Consider the following 19,041-nt stretch of genomic DNA (forward strand, 5'->3'; position numbering starts at 1 on the left):
CGAGCCGTACCCTCACCCACCCGAGCATTAAGGATGCGAAATGAGCGCACAGAGAACCCATCTTAGCCGCAGAGGATTCCTGGGCGGATCCCTGATGGTTGTCGCCGGAGCCGTGGTCGGCTGCAGCACCAGCCCCGGCGGCGGGTCCTCGTCCGGCGCCAAGACCACCCTGAACGTCTGGTACCACGCCTACGGCGAGGCCGGGACCCAGCAGGCCGCGATGCGCTACGCCACCTCCTTCACCAAGGCCAACCCGGACATCGCCGTCAAGGTCACCTGGGTCCCGGGCGACTACAGCAGCAAGCTCAACTCCTCCCTGCTCACCGCGGCCGCGCCGGACGTCTTCGAGATCGGCGACTTCAACGAGGGCATGGCCCGGCGGGGTCAGCTGGCCGCGCTCGACGACATCTACGGCAGCGCCGCGTCCGACTTCAACAAGGCCGATCTCGACGAGGTCACGGTCGACGGCAAGCCCTACGGCGTCAAGATGATCGACGACGTCATCATGCTCTACTACCGCAAGAGCGTGCTCTCCAAGGCCGGCATCAATCCGCCCCAGACCTACGACGACCTCGTCGCCGCGGCGAAGGCACTGACCACCAAGAGCGGCAAGGGCCTGTTCATCGGCAACGACGGCCTGGGCGACACCCCGGTCCTGGCCGTCCTCTCCAACGGCGGCGACCTGGTCAAGAGCGGCCGGGCGGCCTTCGCCACGCCGCAGGCCATCGAGGCGGTGGCCGGTCTCAAGCGCCTGCATGACGACCAGTCGATCCAGCTCGGCTTCACCACCGACTGGTGGGACCCGTCCGCCTTCACCCAGAACGTCGTCCCCATGCAGTACTGCGGCCTGTGGGCCCTGCCGGCGATCAAGACCGCGCTCGGTGACGACTTCGGTGTGCTGCCGTGGCCCGCCTTCAAGGCCGGCGGCACCCCCGTGGTGCGGGTCGGCGGCTGGACCAGCGTCGTGAACGCCAAGGGCAAGAACGTCGACGCGGCCAAGAAGTACGTGCAGTGGCTGTGGATCCAGCAGAGCGACCTGCCGAAGGACTGGGCCCAGGGCTACGGCCTCCACATACCGCCGCGCAACTCGGTCGCCGCTTCCGCCGACAAGCTCACCAGCGGGCCTGCCAAGGACATCGTCGACCTGGCCACCAAGTACGGCCGGACCAACCCCGGTACCTGGGACACCGCGGTGAGCACCGCGTTCAACAACGCGGCAGCCAAGATCGTCACCGGGGGAGACGCAGCCGCGCTCCTCACCGACGCGGCCAAGCAGGCCCAGGCCGACATCGACAAGCAGCTCGCCGGATGAGCACGGCATCCCCCACCCGCCCCGGCGGGCTCCCCAGCCCGCCGGGGCGGCCGGCGAACAAGGCGGCCGAGGCCCGCCGCCCCCGTGCGGACCGCCGCGCCTGGGGGGCGTTCGCCCTGCTCGCCGGGCCGATGCTGATCGGCCTGGGCGTCTTCAAGTACGTCGCCATCGGCTGGAGCTTCCTGCTCAGCCTCAGCGAGGCCCGCGGCACCATCGCGCTGGGCCACTGGGTGGGACTGGCGAACTACCAGACGCTGCTCTCCGCCGCCGCCTTCCGCGACTCGCTGCTGCAGATCCTGCTGTTCACGCTCTTCATCGTGCCGGTGACCTTCGCCGGGTCCCTGGGTCTGGCCCTGCTGGTGCACCGGATCCGGCGCGGCCGGGCAGTGCTGCGCACCGCGTTCCTGATCCCGGCCGCGGTCTCCTACGTCGCCGCCTCGCTGCTGTGGAAGATGTGCCTGTTCAACGGCCTGCCCTCGGGCATCGCCAACATGATCGGCAGCTGGTTCGGGATGTCCGCCGTCCCGTGGATCCAGAGCACGCACCCGCCGCTGTACTGGATCGTCCTGGTCACCATGCGGCTCTGGCTCCAGGTCGGCTTCTACATGGTGCTCTTCCTGGCCGGCCTCCAGGGCATCCCGCGCGACGTCTACGAAGCGGCGGCACTCGACGGTGCCACCGGCCTGCGGCTGCTGCGCAGGATCACCCTGCCGATGCTGCGCAACACCTCGGTGGCCGTCCTGATGCTCCAGTTCATCGCCGCCTTCCAGGCGTTCGACGAGTTCTACAACCTGTTCAGCAGCGGGCTCAGCGGCACCGGGACGGCCCCGGTCCAAACGCCGCTGGTGTACCTCTACAACACCGCGATGGGAGATCAGGACTACGGCCTCGGGTCGGCCGGAGCCTTCGTGCTCACCGCGCTGATCGTCGGCGTGACCCTGATCCAGGGCCGGATCACCGGCTTCGGCAGGAACGAAGGATGAGCGGGATGACGACTCGACAGGCGCTGCGGATCGCCCGGCGACCGGTGCGCGGCCTGGTGGCCGGGCTGCTGATGGTGGTCTTCCTGACGCCCTTCTACCTGATGCTGCGCAACGCGCTGATGGACACCAAGGGCCTGACCTCGCCGCACTGGACCTGGTGGCCGTCCACCATGCACTGGGGGAACTTCACCGCGCTGTTCTCCGACCCGACCCTGCACATGGGCCAGGCACTGGGCAACTCGCTGCTGATCGCCGGGATCACCGCGCCGGTCTCCACCCTGCTGGCCTCGGCCGCCGGGTACGCCCTGGCGCGGATCCCGGTCCCGGGGCGCGGCGTGGTGCTCGCCCTGGTGGTCGCAACCCTGATGATCCCGGGCTCGGTCACCTTCGTGCCCACCTTCGTGGTGGTCGGATCACTCGGCGGGATCAACACGCTGTGGGGCATCATCGCCCCCGGACTGTTCAACCCGTTCGCGGTGCTGCTGTTCCGCAACTTCTACCTGCAGTTCCCCAGCGAGATCGAGGAAGCCGGACGGTTGGACGGCCTCGGCTGGTTCGGGCTCTACCGCCGGATCGCACTGCCGTCCTCCGGCGCCATGCTCGCCTCGCTCGGCGCGCTCTCCTTCATCGACAGCTGGAACGCGTTCCTGTGGCCGCTGGTGGTCGGGCAGGATCCGTCCGCCTGGACGGCCCAGATCGCGCTGTCCACCTTCCTCACCTCGCAGACCATCAACCTGCCCGGCCTGTTCGCCGGCGCGGTGGTGACGGTCACCCCGCTCGTGGTCATGTTCCTGATCGCCCAGCGCTACATCGTCGAGGGCATCGCCACCAGCGGTCTCAAGGGCTGAGCCGCCCCGAGCCCACCTGCCCCGGACCGCCGACCCGTACCCCCACTACGGATCGTCGGTCCGGTCCGCACCGCCCCACCACTCCCTCAATCCCACTCCTTAGGAGGGAAAGACCATGAGAAGCGCTTCCATCGGGAGAAGACCCGTCGCCCGCCTGCTGCCGGCGGCCGTCGCGGTCACCGCCCTGGTACTCGCGGGAGCCCCGTGCGCCGGCGCCGCGCCGGTCACCCAGGCAGCCACCAGCACCGCCCCCACCGCGCTGACCGGTGCCCAGCTCTCCGCGTCCTGGACCGGCCCGCTCAGCACCCGCGGCCGGTACATCGTCGACGCGAACGGCAACCGGTTCAAGCTGCAGGCCGGCAACTGGTCCGGCGCGCAGGGCACCTGGGAAGGCAGCGGGGACGTCAACGACCCGGCGAACAACCAGGCCGGCCAGGTGTCCCACAACATCCCGCTCGGGCTCGACCGCAAGCCGATCGCGCAGATCCTGGCCGACTTCCACGCCCTGGGCATCAACAGCATCCGGCTGCCGTTCGCCAACGCGCTGATCCACGACACCGGCACCGTGCCGGACTCGGCGGTGGCGGCGAACCCACAGCTGAAGGGCATGACCCCGCTCCAGGTCTATGACGCCGTGGTGGCCGCGCTGACCGGCGACGGGTTCGCGGTGATCCTCAACAACCACACCACCAGCTACCGGTTCTGCTGCGGCCTGGACGGCAACGAGCGCTGGAACAGCGGCCAGACCACCCAGCAGTGGGAGGACGACTGGCTGTTCATGGTGAACCGCTACAAGAACAACAAGCGCGTGGTCGGCGCCGACCTGCGCAACGAGGTCCGGCGCGACACCCTGGACGACCCCAACTGGGGCATGGGTGACAGCCACGACGAGTACGCCGCCTTCGAGGAGGCCGGCAACAAGATCCTCCAGGCCGACCCCGACATGCTGATCATCATGGAGGGCATCAACTGGCAGGGCATCCCGACGGCCATCACCCCGCACAGCCGGCCGATGCTCACCCCGGTCGCCAACCTCTCCAACACCCTGATCAACTCCGGCAAGCTGGTGTACTCCGCGCACTTCTACGCCTACACCGGCCCGGCCAACTCCGGTGCCACCAGCGGCCTCGGCGTCACCAGCGACCCGCGCTACGAGGACTTCACCCCCGACCAGCTCGCCCAGGTGGTCAACCAGGAAGCCCTGTTCGTCACCCAGTCCGGCCAGCACTTCACCGCCCCCGTGTGGGTGAGCGAGTTCGGTGCCGCCGGTCGCGGCTCCACGGACACCAAGGAGCAGGCCTGGTTCGACAACTTCACCGACATCCTGGTGAAGAACGACACCGACTTCTCCATCTGGCCGCTGGTCGGCTGGACCGACGCCAACGGAAACCCGCAGGACAACTGGGCGCTGCTGTCCTACGACACCACCGGCAAGCGGCTCGGCATGGAGGACCCGGGCGACTGGCGGGCCACCGACTGGAACAAGCTGGTCGACGCCCCCAGCACCACCGGCCAGATCCCGCAGGTGAACCACTGGAACATGCTGGACCTGGACTTCGGCGACCAGGACGTCTCCAGCAGGATGCTCGCCCAGGGCGACTGGTCCGCCGGCAACCGCAAGGGCAACTGCCCGGACACCCAACGCCTGGTGGGCCTGGGCCGCAGCGACAGTCGCGGCCTGTGCACCGACGCCGGCGAACCCGCCACCACGGGCGGGCCGTTCACCACCGTCACCGACGAGCGCTACGTCACCGAAGGCGACTGGGCGGCCGGCTACAACAAGCTGCAGTGCCCCGACAACACCTACGCGGTCGGCTACAGCGTCAACAAGAACGCCATGGCCGCCCTGCTCTGCGCGCCGTCCGCCCGCACCCTGCCGACCGCCGGGCACGACGTCTGGTTCGACCACGCCGACAACCGCCCCACCAGCGGCGGCTCGAACGCCAGCGACTGGGCACCCGGCTACTACAAGGGCCAGTGCGCCGACAACGAGTACGTCGCCGGCGTCGCCTACACCTGGAACTGGAACGACGGCGGAGTCCCCGACGCCCTGCTCTGCCGCCCGCTGAGCTGACCAACCTCTGATCAGTCACACCCTGAGGAGCCCCCACGCCATGCCACGACTGGAGATCGCCGCAGACGGCTTCCGTCTCGACGACCGACCGTTCCGCATCCTTTCCGGCGGACTGCACTACTTCCGCGTCCACCCGGAGCAGTGGGCCGACCGGCTCCACAAGGCACGGCTGCTGGGGCTCAACACGGTCGAGACCTACGTCCCGTGGAACCTGCACTCCCCGCGCCGCGGCGAGTTCCGACTGGACGCGGGTCTCGACCTGCCCCACTTCCTCGAGTTGGCCGCCGCCGAGGGCCTGCACGTCCTGCTGCGGCCCGGCCCCTACATCTGCGCCGAGTGGGAGGGCGGCGGCCTGCCCTCCTGGCTGCTCACCGACCAGGACATCGAACTGCGCAGCCGCGACCCGCGCTTCATGACGGCACTGGACGAGTACCTCGGGCAGCTGCTGGCGGCGGTCCGGCCCCACCTCGACAGCACCGTCATCGCCGTGCAGTTGGAGAACGAGTACGGCGCCTACGGCAGCGACACCGAATACCTCGCCGAATCGGCCGCACTGCTGCGCCGGCACGGCGTCGACGTCCCGCTGTTCACCTGCGACCAGCCGGCCGACCTCGCCCGGGGCGGCCTGGACGGCGTGCTGCGCACCGCCAACTTCGGCAGCCGGGTCGAGGCCGGGCTCACCGAGCTGCGCCGGCACCAGCCCGAAGGCCCGCTGATGTGCTCGGAGTTCTGGATCGGCTGGTTCGACCGCTGGGGCGGCATCCACGTCACCCGGGACCCCGAGGACGCGGCCGCCGACCTCGACCGGCTGCTCGCCGCCGGAGCCTCGGTCAACATCTACATGCTCCACGGCGGCACCAACTTCGGCTTCACCAACGGAGCCAACGACAAGGGCGTCTACCGGCCCACCGCCACCTCCTACGACTACGACGCGCTGCTCGACGAAGCCGGCGATCCCACGCCCAAGTACGAGGCCTTCCGCAGGGTCATCGCCAAGTACGCGCCCGTGCCCGACGAGGAGACGCCGGCGCCCGGCACGAAGCTCGCCCCCGTCCGGGTCGAACTCACCGAGCGCGCAGGCCTGCTGGACCAGGCGCAGCTGCTCGGTGAGGCGGTCACGGCCGACCGGCCGCGAACCATGGAGGAGCTCGGCCAGTCCTTCGGGTTCGTCCTCTACGAGACCGTCCTGCCGGCGGCCGGCCCGGTGGTGCTGCGGGTCGACCAGGTGCGGGACCGCGCACAGGTCTTCGTGGACGGGCAGCCGGTCGGGGTGCTGGAGCGCGAGAGCCACGAGCAGGCGCTCGCCTTCACCGCGCCGCGGCCCGGTGCCCGGCTGGCGGTGCTCGTGGAGAACCAGGGCCGGGTCAACTACGGGCCCGGGATCCACGACCGCAAGGGACTGCTCGGCGAGGTCACTCTCAACGGCGAGCCCGCGGCAGCCTGGACCAGCCGTCCGCTGCCGCTGGACCGCCTGGACGACCTGGAGTTCAGCTCCGCCGGGGAGCCCGCCGTGGGGCCCGCCTTCCACCGGGGGCAGGTCGAGCTCGAGCAGCCCGCCGACGGCCACCTCGCCCTCGACGGCTGGACCAAGGGCCACGTCTGGGTCAACGGCTTCGCCCTCGGCCGGTACTGGTCGCGCGGCCCGCAGACCACGCTCTACGTGCCCGCCCCCGTCCTCCGGGCCGGCCGCAACGACATCACCGTCCTCGAACTCCACGCCTCGACGACCAGCTGGGTGGAACTGCGGGACAAGCAGGGACTCGGGCCCACCGAGGACTGATCCACCTACCCGGACGGAGAAACCGTGCACAGCAAGCGACGCCTCACCGAGGACCGGCTCGACCGGGTGCTGAACGAGCGCATCCGGCCCGCCGTCCACGGCCGCACCGTACCGCTCCGGGTGGAGGTCTGGGACGTCCCCGGCGAGCCGGTGCCGGTGGCCGAGGCGCTGGCCGCTCCCTACCGGCCGATCGCGGTGGGCCACCGGTGGGGGCCGGTCTGGTCCACCAGTTGGTTCCGGATCACCGGCCGGGTGCCGGAGGAATGGGCCGGGCAGCGGGTCGAGGCGGTGCTCGACATCGGCTTCAACAAGACCGGTCCGGGCTTCTCCGCCGAGGGCCTGGTGCACCGCGCCGACGGCACCGTGGTCAAGGCTCTCCACCCGCGCAACGCCTGGGTACCGGTCGCCGAAAGCGCCGTCGGCGGTGAGGAGTTCACCTACTACATCGAGGCCGCCGCCAACCCGGTGCTGTGCGACGACCACCTCCCGACCCGGGCCGGCGACCGCCCCGGCTGGCTGACCGGCGGCGGCCCCGACCCGGAGCCGCTCTACCGGGTGCTCCGCGCCGACCTCGCCGTCCTCGACCGCCAGGTCTGGGAGCTGGTCCAGGATCTGGATGTGCTGGGCGAGTTGATGCGATCACTGCCAGAACTCGAGCCGCGCCGCTGGCAGTTGCTCACCACCATCGAGCGGGCACTGGACGCGGTGCACCTGCGGGACATCCCCGGCAGCGCCACCGCCGCGCGCGCCGTGCTGGCGCCCGCGCTCGCCTCGCCCGCCGCGCCCAGCGCGCACCGGCTGTCCGCCGTCGGGCACGCCCACATCGACACCGCCTGGCTGTGGCCGCTGCGCGAGACGGTGCGCAAGGTGTCCAGGACCGTCTCCAACGTGGTTCAGCTGATGGACGACCACCCGGGCTTCCGGTTCGTCATGTCCCAGGCGCAGCAACTGGCTTGGCTGAAGGAGCACAAGCCCGGGATCTACCAGCGGGTCAGGGAGAAGGTCGCCGGCGGGCAGTTCCTGCCGGTCGGCAGCCTGTGGGTGGAGCCCGACACCAACATCACCGGAGGTGAGGCGCTGGCCCGGCAACTGGTCCACGGCAAGCGCTTCTACCTGGAGGAGTTCGGCGTCGAGACCGAGGAGATGTGGCTGCCCGACACCTTCGGCTACAACGCGGCCATGCCGCAGCTGATGGAGCTCGCCGGGGTGCGCTGGTTCCTCACCCAGAAGATCTCCTGGAACACCACCAACAAGTTCCCGCACCACACCTTCTGGTGGGAGGGCATCGACGGCACCCGCGTCTTCAGCCACTTCCCGCCGGTGGACAGCTACAACTGCGAGGTGTCCGGGGCGGAGGTCGCCCTCGCGGTGGCCAACTTCCAGGACAAGGGCGCGGCCAACCGCTCGCTGATGCCGTTCGGTTACGGTGACGGCGGGGGCGGTCCCAACCGGGAGATGCTGGCCCGCGCCGAGCGGCTCGCCGACCTGGAGGGTTCGGCGCGGGTCGTGATCGAGAGCCCGGCGTCCTTCTTCGAACGGGCCCACGCCGAGTACCCCGACGCGCCGGTGTGGGTGGGGGAGCTGTACCTGGAGTTCCACCGGGGCACGCTGACCAGCCAGCTGCGGACCAAGCAGGGCAACCGGCGCAGCGAGCACCTGCTGCGGGAGGCCGAGCTGTGGTCGGCGACCGCCGCCCTGCGCACCGGGTTCGCTTACCCGTACCAGGAGTTGGACCGCCTGTGGAAGACGGTGCTGCTGCACCAGTTCCATGACATCCTGCCCGGCTCCTCGATCAGCTGGGTGCACCAGGAGGCCGAGCAGGCCCATGCCGACGTGCTCGCCGAACTGGGCGGGATCGTGGACGCCGCGCAGCGGGCGCTGGCCGGGGAGGGCGACCAGCAGGTCGTCTTCAACGCCGCCCCCCACGCCCGCGACGGCGTGCCCGCGCTCGGTGCCGCACTGCGCACCCGGCCCCCGGGCCGGTCCGTCGCCCCGGTGCCGTGCGAGGACGGCTTCGTGCTGGACAACGGCCTGGTCCGGATCCGGATCGACGGCCGGGGCCTGGTGGTCTCCGTCCACGACCTCGCGGCCGACCGCGAAGCCCTGGCCCCCGGCACCGCCGCCAACCTGCTCCAGTTGCACCAGGACTTCCCCAACGAGTACGACGCCTGGGACATCGACGAGTTCTACCGCAACACCGTCCACGACCTGCTCGACGCCGAGTCGGTGACCGCGCAGGACGGTGGTGTGCGGGTCGTCCGGACGCACCGCGACTCCCGCGTCGAGCAGCTGATCTCGCTGGCCGAGGGCTCCCGGCGGCTGGACATCGACACCCGGATCGACTGGCACGAGACGGAGCAACTGCTCAAGGCCGCCTTCCCGCTCGACGTGCGGGCCGACCACTCCAGCGCGGAGATCCCGTTCGGACACGTCCAGCGCCCCACCCACACCAACACCAGCTGGGACGCCGCCAAGTTCGAGGTGTGCGCCCACCGCTTCCTGCACGTCGGCGAGCGGGGCTGGGGTGCGGCCGTGGTCAACGACTCGACCTACGGACACGAGGTCACCCGCGACGTCCGCCCCGACGGCGGGACCACCACCACGGTCCGGCTCTCCCTGCTCCGGGCGCCGCGCTTCCCCGACCCGGAGGCCGACCGGGGCCGCCACCGGCTGCGTTACGGGCTCGTCGTCGGTGCCGACATCGCCGACGCTGTCCGCGAAGGTTACGCGTTCAACCAGCAAGAACGCGTCGTCACCGGCTCGGCCGGGGTCGTACCGCTGGTCGCGACGGACAACCCGGCCGTCGTCGTCGAGACGGTCAAGCTCGCCGACGACCGCTCCGGCGACGTCGTCGTCCGCCTGTACGAAGCCCACGGCGGACGAGCCAGGGCCGTCCTGACCGCCGGTTTCCCACTGGCCTGTGCAACCCCGACCGACCTGCTGGAGCGCGACCTCGACCAGGCGCCCCTCCCGGTCGGCGGTCGCCAAGTGCTCCTGGCCCTGCGCCCGTTCCAGATCCTCACGCTCCGGCTGCGGCCCGGCGCCGAGGCCTGACCGCAGCCGCGCCGCCCGGGCGGCTGCGCCGCACTCGTCAATGGGAGCGCGGAGGGCGAACCGAATGCCGCGCCGGAACAGTCTGAATCCTTCGAAAACTGTTGGGAGCAACAGCCTTTACTGTTATTGAACATCGCGCTACGCGCATTGACCGGCGACGGCCCGCCGATCCGTTTTCCGTTGCGTTGACCTGCAATCTTTTTCTGCGCGGTCGTCATTGACGGCCATTCACCGCCTCTGCTTTGCTAACGCGTGCCAGGTGGTCGGCAGGGTTGTCAAATCCCCACTGCGGCCCGTCAGTTCGTCAGGACTTTCGGGCAGCTGAAACCCGTGCCGATGTGTGGACGTCCGATCGGGCGCCGCACGGCTACCTGTTCCCCGTCCCCACATGCTGCCGCCGCGCCCCCATCCCGGCGCGGACAGCAGGAGAGAGGCTCCCCCACATGGGCATGTCCCCCACGAACCGTTCGTCGCGGGCCAAGGCGCTGACCGCGCTCAGTGTGCTGGCGCTCGCCGGTGCCGCCTTCGCCGCCACCCCGGCCCAGGCCAACCAGCCGGGCAGCGAGCTGGCCGGCCCGAGCCACCCCTACCGGCACGGTGTCATCACCGCGAAGGGCGCCCCGGCCGGCAGCACCGCGGGCAAGCGCACCTCCAACCTGAAGTACGGCGGCGGCGTCGACGGCATCGGTGTCACCACCGGCGCCCAGAAGGTCTACCTGGTCTTCGAGGGCTCTCAATGGGGCACCCAGGGCACCGACGCCAACGGCTACACCACCCTCTCCGGTGACCCGATGGGCATCGCGGTCCGCGCCCAGCAGCTCTTCAAGGGCCTCGGCACCAACGGTGAGACATGGTCCGGCGTCATGACCCAGTACTGCGAGGGCATCGCCGGCGGCGCCACCAGCTGCCCGTCGACCGCCGCCCACGTCGCCTACCCGACCGGTGGCGCGCTGGCCGGCGTCTGGGTCGACGAGTCGGCCGCCGCGCCGAACCAGGCCACCGGCAACCAGCTCGCCAACGAGGCCATCAAGGCCGCCGGCCACTTCGGCAACACCACGGCCGCCGCCAACCGCGACGTGCAGTACGTGATCCTGTCGCCCACCGGCACCCACCCGGACGGCTTCAACACCAGCACCGGCCAGTTCTGCGCCTGGCACGACTGGAACGGCGACACCACCCTCTCCGGTGGCGCGGCCTCCTCGCCGTACGGTGACGTCGCGTTCACCAACGACCCCTACGTGACGGACATGGGCACCTCCTGCGGCGAGAACTACGTCAACGCCGGCAGCGCGGGCACCCTGGACGGCGTGACCATGGTCTACGGCCACGAGTACGCCGAGACCGTCACCGACCAGAACCCGGCCGGCGGGTGGACCGACTCGACCGGCCAGGAGAACGCCGACAAGTGTGCCTGGAAGGGCACCGGCGGCGTCGGCGGCGCCCAGAACGTCACCTTCGCCACCGGCTCCTTCGCGATGCAGGGCACCTGGGCGAACGACTACAACGGCGGCGCGGGCGGCTGCGAGATCTCGCACCCGATCGTCCCCTGATCACCGGGTAGCACCCGTCGATCCCTGAGCACCCCGGGTGAGCCGTTCGGCCCGCCCGGGGTGCTCCGCGCGCTGCCCGTGCCGACCCGCCGCCCGGGCCAACCCGCCGCCCGGGCCGACCGCCGTCCGCCGACCCGCCGCGCGCGGGCCGGCCCGGGTGGCCGGCCCGGCTCAGGGCTCGCTGGGCGCCCCCGGGCCGGCCGGAGTGCGCAGCTGGACCGCCATGGCGATGTCGTCCATGGTGACGAGCCCGACCAGACGGCCGTCGTCCAGGACCAGGATCGGCGGCTGGGTGGCCGCATGGTCCAGCACGTCCAGGAGGTCGTCGCCGGGCGCGGCGACGATGCATTCGCGCAGCGGGCGGGCCAGCTCGCGGACCCGCACCTCGGGGCGCCGGGCGATCGGAACCGCGGCCAGCCGGGCCAGGTCGACCAGGCCGCTCGGTCGGCCGTCGAAGTCGAGCACGGCGACCACGCGCTGCCGGGCGCGCGTGCTCAGGTCGGCGAGGAAGCGGTCCACGCTGAGCCAGTCCGGCCCGGCGACCGCGGGCGCGGTCATCACCTGGGCGACGCGCACGCCCCGCAGCGCGGTGACCATGGCGGCGCGGCGGACCTCGGCCAGCGCCGAGGACCAGACGAACAGGCCGACCAGCGCGAACCAGATGCCGGCCGCGTCACCGCGCAGCACCGCGACGAAGCCGCCCGCCGCCATCAGCAGGCCCGCGGCCTGGCCGGCGCGACCGGCGACGCGCTCGGCGCCCTCCCGGTTGCCGCCGTGCCGCCAGACCAGCGCCTGCAGCAGCCGGCCGCCGTCCAGCGGCGCGGCGGGCAGCAGGTTGAACACGCCGAGTAGCAGATTGGCCCAGCCGGCCCACAGCAGCACCGCGGCCGGCAGCCGCCAGTGCAGGGTGTCGACGCCGATCCCGGCCCCGACGAACAGCCCGCCCAGCAGCAGGCTGGTCAGTGGTCCGCTGCCGGCCACGGTGAACTGGACGCGCGGGCTCGGTGCCCGACCCATCCGGGTGACACCGCCGAGCGCGAAGACGGTCATGTCGTCGACCCGGACGCCGGCCCGCCGGGCGGTCAGCGCGTGGGCGGTCTCGTGCAGCAGCAGGCTCACGGCCAGCAGCCCGGCCCCGATCACCCCGGCGATGCCGTAGGCGGTGGCGGAGCGACCCGGCACCCAGGCCGGGAGGGTCTGCGCGGCCAGGCCGTAACCGAAGAAGAAGATCAGCGCGGGCGCGCTCCAGTGGATCCGCAGCGGAACGCCGAAGATCCTGCCCAGCGAGGCGGTACCGCGCATCTCAACACCAGGTCCCGTCGTGCCGAGCGGTCGGCTCGGCCCACGCTTCCAGTCTTCACCCTTCGGCCCCGATGGGCGGCGCGGCCGCCACCGGGCGCGCCGCACCGGCGTGCTCCTCTCGGCGGTGTCGCCGTGCAGGTAGAAGCTGATTGCGTTGGTCAGCGCTTGATGGCCACCCCGGCGTAGAACGAGACGGCCGCGTCGGTGACTCCTGCGGGCAGGCGGTCGGTGTCGCCGTCGGGACGCCAGCGGTGGGCGGGCACGATCCCCGGCTCCAGCAGCTCCAGGCCCTCGAAGAAGGTCGCGAACTCGGCGGCGGGGCGAAGCTTGAGCGTGGTGCCCACCTGGTTGTAGATCTGCTGCACCTGGCAGGCGCCCGCCGGGTCCAGCTCCGCCGTGGCGTGCGAGAGGACCAGGGCCGAACCGGGCGGCAGCGGCTTCAGCAGCCGCTCGACGATGTCGCGCGCCTCGTCGAGGTCGGGGACGAAGTGCAGCAGGGCGATCAGCGAAAGCACCACGGGCCGGCCCAGGTCGAGGGTCCGGGCCAGTGGCGCGGCGTTCAGGATGGTGTCCGGGTCGCGCACGTCGCCGTGGATGTAGGCGGTCCGGCCCTCGGGCGAACTGGTCATCAGTGCTCGGGAGTGCGCCAGCACGATCGGGTCGTTGTCCGCGTAGACGACCCGTGCCCCGGGTACGACCGACTGCGCGACCTCGTGCAGGTTGGGCGAGGTGGGGATGCCGGTGCCGATGTCCAGCCACTGGGACAGGCCGCGCTCCGCCAGCGCCCGGGTGGCCCGGTGCATGAACGCGCGGTTCGCCCAGACCGCGGTCTTCATGGTCGGGAACACCGTGAGAACCCGTTCGGCGGCTTCCCGGTCCACCGCGAAGTGGTCCTTGCCGCCGAGGAAGTAGTCGTACATACGGGCGCTGTGCGGTATGTCCTGCCGGATCCGCGTGCTGGGCGGTGTCTCCTGCCCCGGATCGTCCGCGTTCATCCCCGAGCCCTCCCCTTGTGCTCAAGCCTTGGTCGTCGAAGTGTAGCCAACCTGATGATCACGCAGGTGACACGCCATCACCTCGATGCTCCGACCTCCGTCGCGCGGATGCTCCCAGCCGGCCCTCGGCCTGGAACCGTGTCAAGGCCTCGTGGCCGGACGCACAGCCGACCGTGACCTGCAGCGGGGCGCCGCAGTCCCGGTGGCCGACCTCCCAGGGCGGGCCGGCCGGGTCGGCGGTGTAGCGGTCGCCCCACTGCTTGAGGGCGATCATCGCGGGCCACAGGTCCCAGCCCTTCGGCGTGAGCTTGTACTCGTGCCTGGTCCGCAGACCGGGCTCGCGGTAGGGGACGCTCTCCAGGATCCCGGCGGCGACCAACTTGCGCAGCCGGTCCGCCAGCACCGCCTCCGACAGGCCCACGTGCCGGCGGAAGTCGTCGAATCGGCGCACGCCGTTCATGGCGTCGCGCAGCACCAGCAGCGTCCACTTCTCGCCGATCAGCGCGAGTGCGCGCTGCACGGTGCAGTTGTCCGTGCTCAACTCCAGCCAGTCCATGGGCCAATCCTAGGCTGGCTTCATGATTGACACCCAGTCATGGCAGTGGCTAGCTTCGAGATACGAAGTCAGCAGAGAGGTGGTCATGAGCAGGTCGCGCACGTTCGCATGGCAGGACCCCAGGGAGACCGCGGCCGCCGCCGGTCGGTTGAGCGGACTGGCGTTCCTCGAGGAGATGCTCGCCGGCCGCGTTCCCCTTCCACCCATCATGGCGACGCTCGGTTTCGGCCTGGAGGAGGTGGCGGCCGGGCGCGCGGTGTTCGCGATGGAGCCGGGGGAGGAGCACTACAACCCGATCGGCAGTGTGCACGGCGGCGTCTACGCCACGCTCCTCGACTCGGCCGCGGGCTGCGCGGTGCACTCGCTCGTGCCCGAGGGCACGGGCTACACCTCGCTCGACCTGACGGTGAAGTTCCTGCGCCCGATGACCGTGGACACCGGCAAGGTCCGCGCGGTCGGCACGGTGCTCAGCCACGGGCGCCGCACCGCCCTGGCCCAGGCCGAACTCCTCGACGGCGACGACCGCTTGCTGGCGCACGCCACCAGCAGCTGCATGCTCTTCCCGCTGCTGCCGCGCTGAACCGGCAGCGGGAATCGCCTGTTGCCACGTCAGGAGACCTGCTGGGGCGTAGGGTTTGGGGCGTGGCCGACGAGACGCACGATGGCGGGGCAGGACCCGGCGGGACGCACGATGGCGGGGCAGGTCCCGGCGGGACGCACAACACCGTGGGCGGGCAGGCGCGGGTGGGCGCGCTGGTGCAGGCCCAGCAGATCGGGGAGCTGCACCAGCACATCCAGGCGGCGGCGCCGCCGGAGGCTGGCCCACCCTTTCAACTGCCGCCCGCGCTCCGGCTCTTCGTCGCCCGCCAGGCGGAGCAGGAGCGCATCCGGCGCGCGGCCGAGACCCGACCGGGGGACCGCGGGCCGCGGGTCGTGACGCTGGTCGGAATGGGCGGGATCGGCAAGACGGCGCTGAGTTTCGAGGTCGGCCGCGCACTCGGGGACCGGTTCCCCGACGGCGTGCTGTACGTCGACCTCGACGACTTCCGCCGGGACGGCGCGGTGGAGCTCGCCGACGTGCACGCCGAACTGCTCACCGGACTCGGCGTCGCGCCCGAGTGGCTCCAGCGGTCACCCGCGGGCCGCCAGAAGCAGTACTGGAGCCGGACCAACGGCAAGCGCCTGCTGGTGCTGATCGACAACGCCGCCTCCGACACCGAGGTCGAACTGCTGATCCCGGCATCGGCGGGGAGCATGGCGATCGTGGCCGGCCACGGCGCGCTCCCCGATCCGCCCGGCGTCGACGCGGTGGAGGTGCCGATGCGGCCACTGGCTGAGGCGGACGCGGTGCGGCTGCTGCGGCAACTCGTCGACGACGAGCGCCTGGCCGCGGAGCCGGACGCGGCGCTGCAGCTGGCGCGCGGCTGCGGCGGCCTGCCCGCCGCGCTGCACGTCGCCGGGCGGTGGGCCCGCAAGTACCGGCGGCGCAGCCTGAGCAAGCTGGTCGCCGACCTCACGGTGGACCTGCGCGAGAGGGGAGTTCCGGTCGTGGAGGCCGTCTGGGACGCCGCCTACGACGGTCTCGGCCCGGAGGCGGCCCGGCTCTACCGGGTGCTGCCGCAGTTCCCCGCCCCCGCGGTCAGCGCCGAGGCCGCCGCCGCGCTGCTCGGCGCCGGCCTGCTCCCGGCCGAGGAGGCGCTGGAGGAACTGGAGCGGGCCGGACTCCTGGAGCACCGACCCGAGGGCTACCGCATGCACGACCTGCTGCGGGGCCACGCCGAGCGCCGCTCCCGGCAGGCCGACCCGGACGGGACGGAACGAGCCGGGGCGCGCGGGCGGTTGGTCCGCTGGTACCGGCGCCAGGCGGCCCGGGCGGACCAACTGGCGGCCGGCCGCCGGATGACGTTCGCGCAGCTCGAATCCGCCCTCCCCGATGTGCCCGACGTCGAGTTCGACGGGAAGAACGACGCGCTCCGCTGGCTGGAGGCCCACCGCCTGGCCCTGTACGGCTGCGTCCGCTCGGCGTACGACTCCGGCCGGCACGAGGACGCCGCGGCGCTCTGCGAGCCGCTGTGGACGCACTTCCTCGACCACCCGCACTACGCGGACGCCATCGAGGCGTTCGGCACCGGTGTCGCCGCCGCGGACCGCCTCGAGGACCGCCGCCTGATGGTGCGCATGCGGTGCCAACTGGCGCGCCCGCTCTGGGAGCAGGAGCTCTTCGATGCCGCAGCCGAGCAACTGCGCCAGGCGTTGAGCACCGCCGAGGGCCTGGGCGACGACCCGCAGGACCGCAAACTGAAGGCCTCCGCTGTGGAGTTCCACGGTCTGCTGAAGCTCGCCCGGCACGACTGGGCCGGCGCCGCGGCCGATTTCGAGCAGTCCAGGCGCGGACACCAGGCGATCGGCAACGCCTATGGTGTGCTGCTGCAGACGTATCAGCTCGGCAAGGCCGCCTTCGGTGCGGGGGACCACGAGCGGGCGGCGGAGCTGTTCGAGGCGGCTCACCAGGCGGCCCGTGCCCAGGAACGGGAGCGGATGACTGCCCGCACCGGCTTCGAACTGGCCCGGGCGCTGCGGTGCTTGGGCCGCATCGACGAGGCGTCGGCGCTCGCGCGGGCGGCGCTGGTCGCGGCACGCGAACGCGGCTCCAGCAGCGAGGAGGTGCGCGTTCTGGAGGAACTCGCCCGTCTCGCGGACGCCTCAGGTGACCCGGCGGCGGCCGAGCGGCACCGGACAGCGGCGCGCCTGCTGACCGAGCGCTACGGCGGTCTGGCGGAGGCCTGATCAGGCGTTCCGGGGGCTCGGGCGGAGGCCGGGCGTGCTGGCGGTGGCCGGCGAGGCCGGGGTTCCGGGGGCCTGGCGGAAGCCGGCTCGGCCCCTGTCAGAGTTCGTGGTCGAGGTCGGCGGGATCCGGAGTGGTCAGCTCCACCCGCACGGTCAGTCCGCCTACCGTGCAGTCGAGTGAAGTCGCCCCCGTCCATTCGGAGTTGGCCCCGAGCCAGGCGTGTACGGCGGAGACCACGGCCGTCGGGTCCGCGCGCCGGACCCGGCCGTCCGCCCGGCTGGGCTCGATGCGGACGGTGACGAGCCCGGCCCGGTGGTGCCGGATCAGGCAGCGGTCCACGTCGAGGATCGCGGCGGCGGTGCGTCGCCCGGGCAGCTCCTCCAGGACGCGGGCCGTCCAACCGGCCGCCGTCCAGGCGCCGTTGGCAGTCGTGGGGACGGAGTCTCGCCGGGCACGGCGCCACAGCACCGCCGCGCTCTGCACCTGCCGCAGGCCGGCGTCCGGATGCGCGGCCGCCCGGTGGTGGACGGGGCCGGAGTGGTGGGCGGGGTAGCGCTCGACTGTGATGCGATGGCCCGTCAGCCGGGGGACCAGCACCGCGAACGCCGACGGCGGATGGGGAACGGCAACCGGCGGTGGCAGCTGACGAGCCGTCGGCGTGCCGCTGCGCGGCTCCAACCGCAGTAGCCCGTAGAGCTCGTGGCGCAGTCGCGCCAGCGAATCGCCCGGCAGCGCGAAGGCGGCGTCGGCGATCGTGCGGCTGTCCTGGGCGACGGCGCGGCGCAGGGATTCGGGCAGGTCGGCGGGGCCGACCAGGTGGGGCGCCTTGGCCAGCAGGTCCGCCATCGGGCTGCCGGGCACCAACTCCTCGCCCCCGTCGTAGGCGCCGACCACCGGGCGGCCCAGAGCGGCGGCGTACAACGCGGTCGAGCCGTGGTCGGTGATCACGGCGTCGGCGGCGATCAGCAGCGCGGCCCACTCCTGGTGGGGCCTGGCCAGGACCAGGCCCGCCGCCAGCGCCGGCGCGAGCTGCCGGGCGAGGTCGAACTCGCCGATCCTGCTGTACTCGTTGGGGTGCAGCACCAGGGCGAACTGGTAGTCGTCGTGCGGCAGGGCGCCGACGAGTTCGGCCGGCAGTCCGGGGCGGCGGGCCAGCAGGGACTCCGGACCCCAGCTCGCGGTGAGGGCCACGAGCCGGCGATCGCCGGTGCCCAGTGCGGCACGGTAGTCCTCCCGGCGGATCGCCGAGGCCAGGATCCGATCCAGGGTGGGGTCGCCCACCACCACCGCCCGGGCCGAGGCCTGCGGGCAGTGCTCGGTGAGCCGGGCGAGCTGGTCCCCGTGGGCCAACGCGTGCAGGCTGGCCCAGGGTTCGCCGTCGGCGAGCAGGTAGTGCGGATCGAGTCCGGACGGGATCCCCGGCGAACCGTCGCCGCTGATCGCCTTGTTGAAGCCGGCGCCGTGCGGCAGCAGCACGCGCGGGCCGGAGAGCGCCCACACCGCGCCCTTGGGGCTGGCGGTGAGCACCAGGTCGTGGCTGCCGTGCCGGGCCTCGTTCCACGGGATCAGCCGGGCGCCGGTGTGTTCCAGGGCGGTGAGGGCGTCGACGTCGAAGTCGGAGCCGGGCACCAGGGTGAAGCGGGTGGCTATCCGGTCGTCACCGTCGAACACCGGCAGCACGTCGAGCAGCCGGTGCAGCGCCGTCGCCGAGCGGACGGCAACCAGCACCGAACGGCAACGCAGCGCCGTGGCGCCGCTGCCTGCTGCCTGCTGCCTGCTGCCTGCTGCCTGCTGCCTGC

General features: G+C 71.9%; 13 protein-coding genes. 9 read left to right on the forward strand and 4 right to left on the reverse strand.

What is annotated here, in order from left to right; translation table 11 throughout:
- The first annotated feature begins 94 nt into the window (after positions 1-94).
- The 7 genes from LN042_RS05505 to LN042_RS05535 all read left to right on the forward strand — a co-directional run bounded on the left by LN042_RS05505 (position 95) and on the right by LN042_RS05535 (position 11,601).
- Complete coding sequence (locus LN042_RS05505) at positions 95-1,312, forward strand: ABC transporter substrate-binding protein (protein WP_230048936.1); 1,218 nt, start codon at positions 95-97, stop codon at positions 1,310-1,312.
- Positions 1,309-2,295: a carbohydrate ABC transporter permease gene (locus LN042_RS05510; protein WP_230048938.1), complete on the forward strand. Its 987-nt coding sequence runs from the start codon at positions 1,309-1,311 to the stop codon at positions 2,293-2,295. Before LN042_RS05505 ends, LN042_RS05510 begins: the two co-directional genes overlap by 4 nt.
- Before the next feature lie 5 nt (positions 2,296-2,300).
- The gene (locus tag LN042_RS05515) at positions 2,301-3,143 is read left to right on the forward strand and encodes a carbohydrate ABC transporter permease (protein WP_230048940.1); all 843 of its coding nucleotides are present in this window, start codon (positions 2,301-2,303) and stop codon (positions 3,141-3,143) included.
- 115 nt (positions 3,144-3,258) lie between these two features.
- Positions 3,259-5,217: a glycoside hydrolase family 5 protein gene (locus tag LN042_RS05520; protein WP_230048942.1), complete on the forward strand. Its 1,959-nt coding sequence runs from the start codon at positions 3,259-3,261 to the stop codon at positions 5,215-5,217.
- Positions 5,218-5,257: 40 nt separating this feature from the next.
- Entirely contained in the window at positions 5,258-6,997 is a 1,740-nt protein-coding gene (locus LN042_RS05525; protein ID WP_230048943.1) for a glycoside hydrolase family 35 protein, read from the forward strand.
- A 24-nt stretch (positions 6,998-7,021) separates the two neighbouring features.
- Positions 7,022-10,051 carry an alpha-mannosidase gene (locus LN042_RS05530; protein ID WP_230048945.1) on the forward strand — a complete coding sequence of 1,010 codons (3,030 nt, stop codon included), beginning with the start codon at positions 7,022-7,024 and terminating at the stop codon, positions 10,049-10,051.
- A gap of 443 nt (positions 10,052-10,494) precedes the next feature.
- On the forward strand, positions 10,495-11,601 hold the full coding sequence (locus LN042_RS05535) for a hypothetical protein (RefSeq protein WP_230048947.1): 1,107 nt from the start codon (positions 10,495-10,497) through the stop codon (positions 11,599-11,601).
- Positions 11,602-11,772: 171 nt separating this feature from the next.
- On the opposite strand, the gene LN042_RS05540 is transcribed toward LN042_RS05535, so the two are convergent.
- From LN042_RS05540 to LN042_RS05550, 3 genes are all read right to left on the reverse strand, one after another.
- Entirely contained in the window at positions 11,773-12,903 is a 1,131-nt protein-coding gene (locus LN042_RS05540) for a site-2 protease family protein (RefSeq protein WP_230048949.1), read from the reverse strand.
- 158 nt (positions 12,904-13,061) lie between these two features.
- Positions 13,062-13,898 carry an SAM-dependent methyltransferase gene (locus LN042_RS05545; RefSeq protein ID WP_230048951.1) on the reverse strand — a complete coding sequence of 279 codons (837 nt, stop codon included), beginning with the start codon at positions 13,896-13,898 and terminating at the stop codon, positions 13,062-13,064.
- A gap of 58 nt (positions 13,899-13,956) precedes the next feature.
- A complete protein-coding gene (locus LN042_RS05550; RefSeq protein WP_230048953.1) occupies positions 13,957-14,454 on the reverse strand; it encodes a winged helix-turn-helix transcriptional regulator in 498 nt (165 codons plus the stop codon).
- 85 nt (positions 14,455-14,539) lie between these two features.
- On the opposite strand from LN042_RS05550, the gene LN042_RS05555 reads away from it, so the two are divergent.
- A complete protein-coding gene (locus LN042_RS05555) occupies positions 14,540-15,034 on the forward strand; it encodes a PaaI family thioesterase (protein ID WP_230048954.1) in 495 nt (164 codons plus the stop codon).
- A 62-nt stretch (positions 15,035-15,096) separates the two neighbouring features.
- Entirely contained in the window at positions 15,097-17,241 is a 2,145-nt protein-coding gene (locus LN042_RS05560) for an NB-ARC domain-containing protein (RefSeq protein ID WP_230048955.1), read from the forward strand.
- A gap of 97 nt (positions 17,242-17,338) precedes the next feature.
- Here LN042_RS05560 and LN042_RS05565 read toward each other — a convergent pair whose 3' ends face one another.
- A complete protein-coding gene (locus LN042_RS05565; protein ID WP_230048956.1) occupies positions 17,339-18,970 on the reverse strand; it encodes a CDP-glycerol glycerophosphotransferase family protein in 1,632 nt (543 codons plus the stop codon).
- Between the last annotated feature and the right edge of the window lie 71 nt (positions 18,971-19,041).

The organism is Kitasatospora humi, from assembly GCF_020907985.1.
GTDB classification, from domain to species: domain Bacteria; phylum Actinomycetota; class Actinomycetes; order Streptomycetales; family Streptomycetaceae; genus Kitasatospora; species Kitasatospora humi.

Bases quoted from the DNA above. Each gene is read 5' to 3' on its own strand.
- LN042_RS05545 (WP_230048951.1), bottom strand. From the start codon at position 13,898: ATGAACGCGGACGATCCGGGGCAGGAGACACCGCCCAGCACGCGGATC.
- LN042_RS05540 (WP_230048949.1), bottom strand. From the start codon at position 12,903: ATGCGCGGTACCGCCTCGCTGGGCAGGATCTTCGGCGTTCCGCTGCGG.
- LN042_RS05515 (WP_230048940.1), top strand. From the start codon at position 2,301: ATGACGACTCGACAGGCGCTGCGGATCGCCCGGCGACCGGTGCGCGGC.
- LN042_RS05555 (WP_230048954.1), top strand. From the start codon at position 14,540: ATGAGCAGGTCGCGCACGTTCGCATGGCAGGACCCCAGGGAGACCGCG.
- LN042_RS05510 (WP_230048938.1), top strand. From the start codon at position 1,309: ATGAGCACGGCATCCCCCACCCGCCCCGGCGGGCTCCCCAGCCCGCCG.
- LN042_RS05550 (WP_230048953.1), bottom strand. From the start codon at position 14,454: ATGGACTGGCTGGAGTTGAGCACGGACAACTGCACCGTGCAGCGCGCA.
- LN042_RS05535 (WP_230048947.1), top strand. From the start codon at position 10,495: ATGGGCATGTCCCCCACGAACCGTTCGTCGCGGGCCAAGGCGCTGACC.
- LN042_RS05520 (WP_230048942.1), top strand. From the start codon at position 3,259: ATGAGAAGCGCTTCCATCGGGAGAAGACCCGTCGCCCGCCTGCTGCCG.
- LN042_RS05525 (WP_230048943.1), top strand. From the start codon at position 5,258: ATGCCACGACTGGAGATCGCCGCAGACGGCTTCCGTCTCGACGACCGA.
- LN042_RS05505 (WP_230048936.1), top strand. From the start codon at position 95: ATGGTTGTCGCCGGAGCCGTGGTCGGCTGCAGCACCAGCCCCGGCGGC.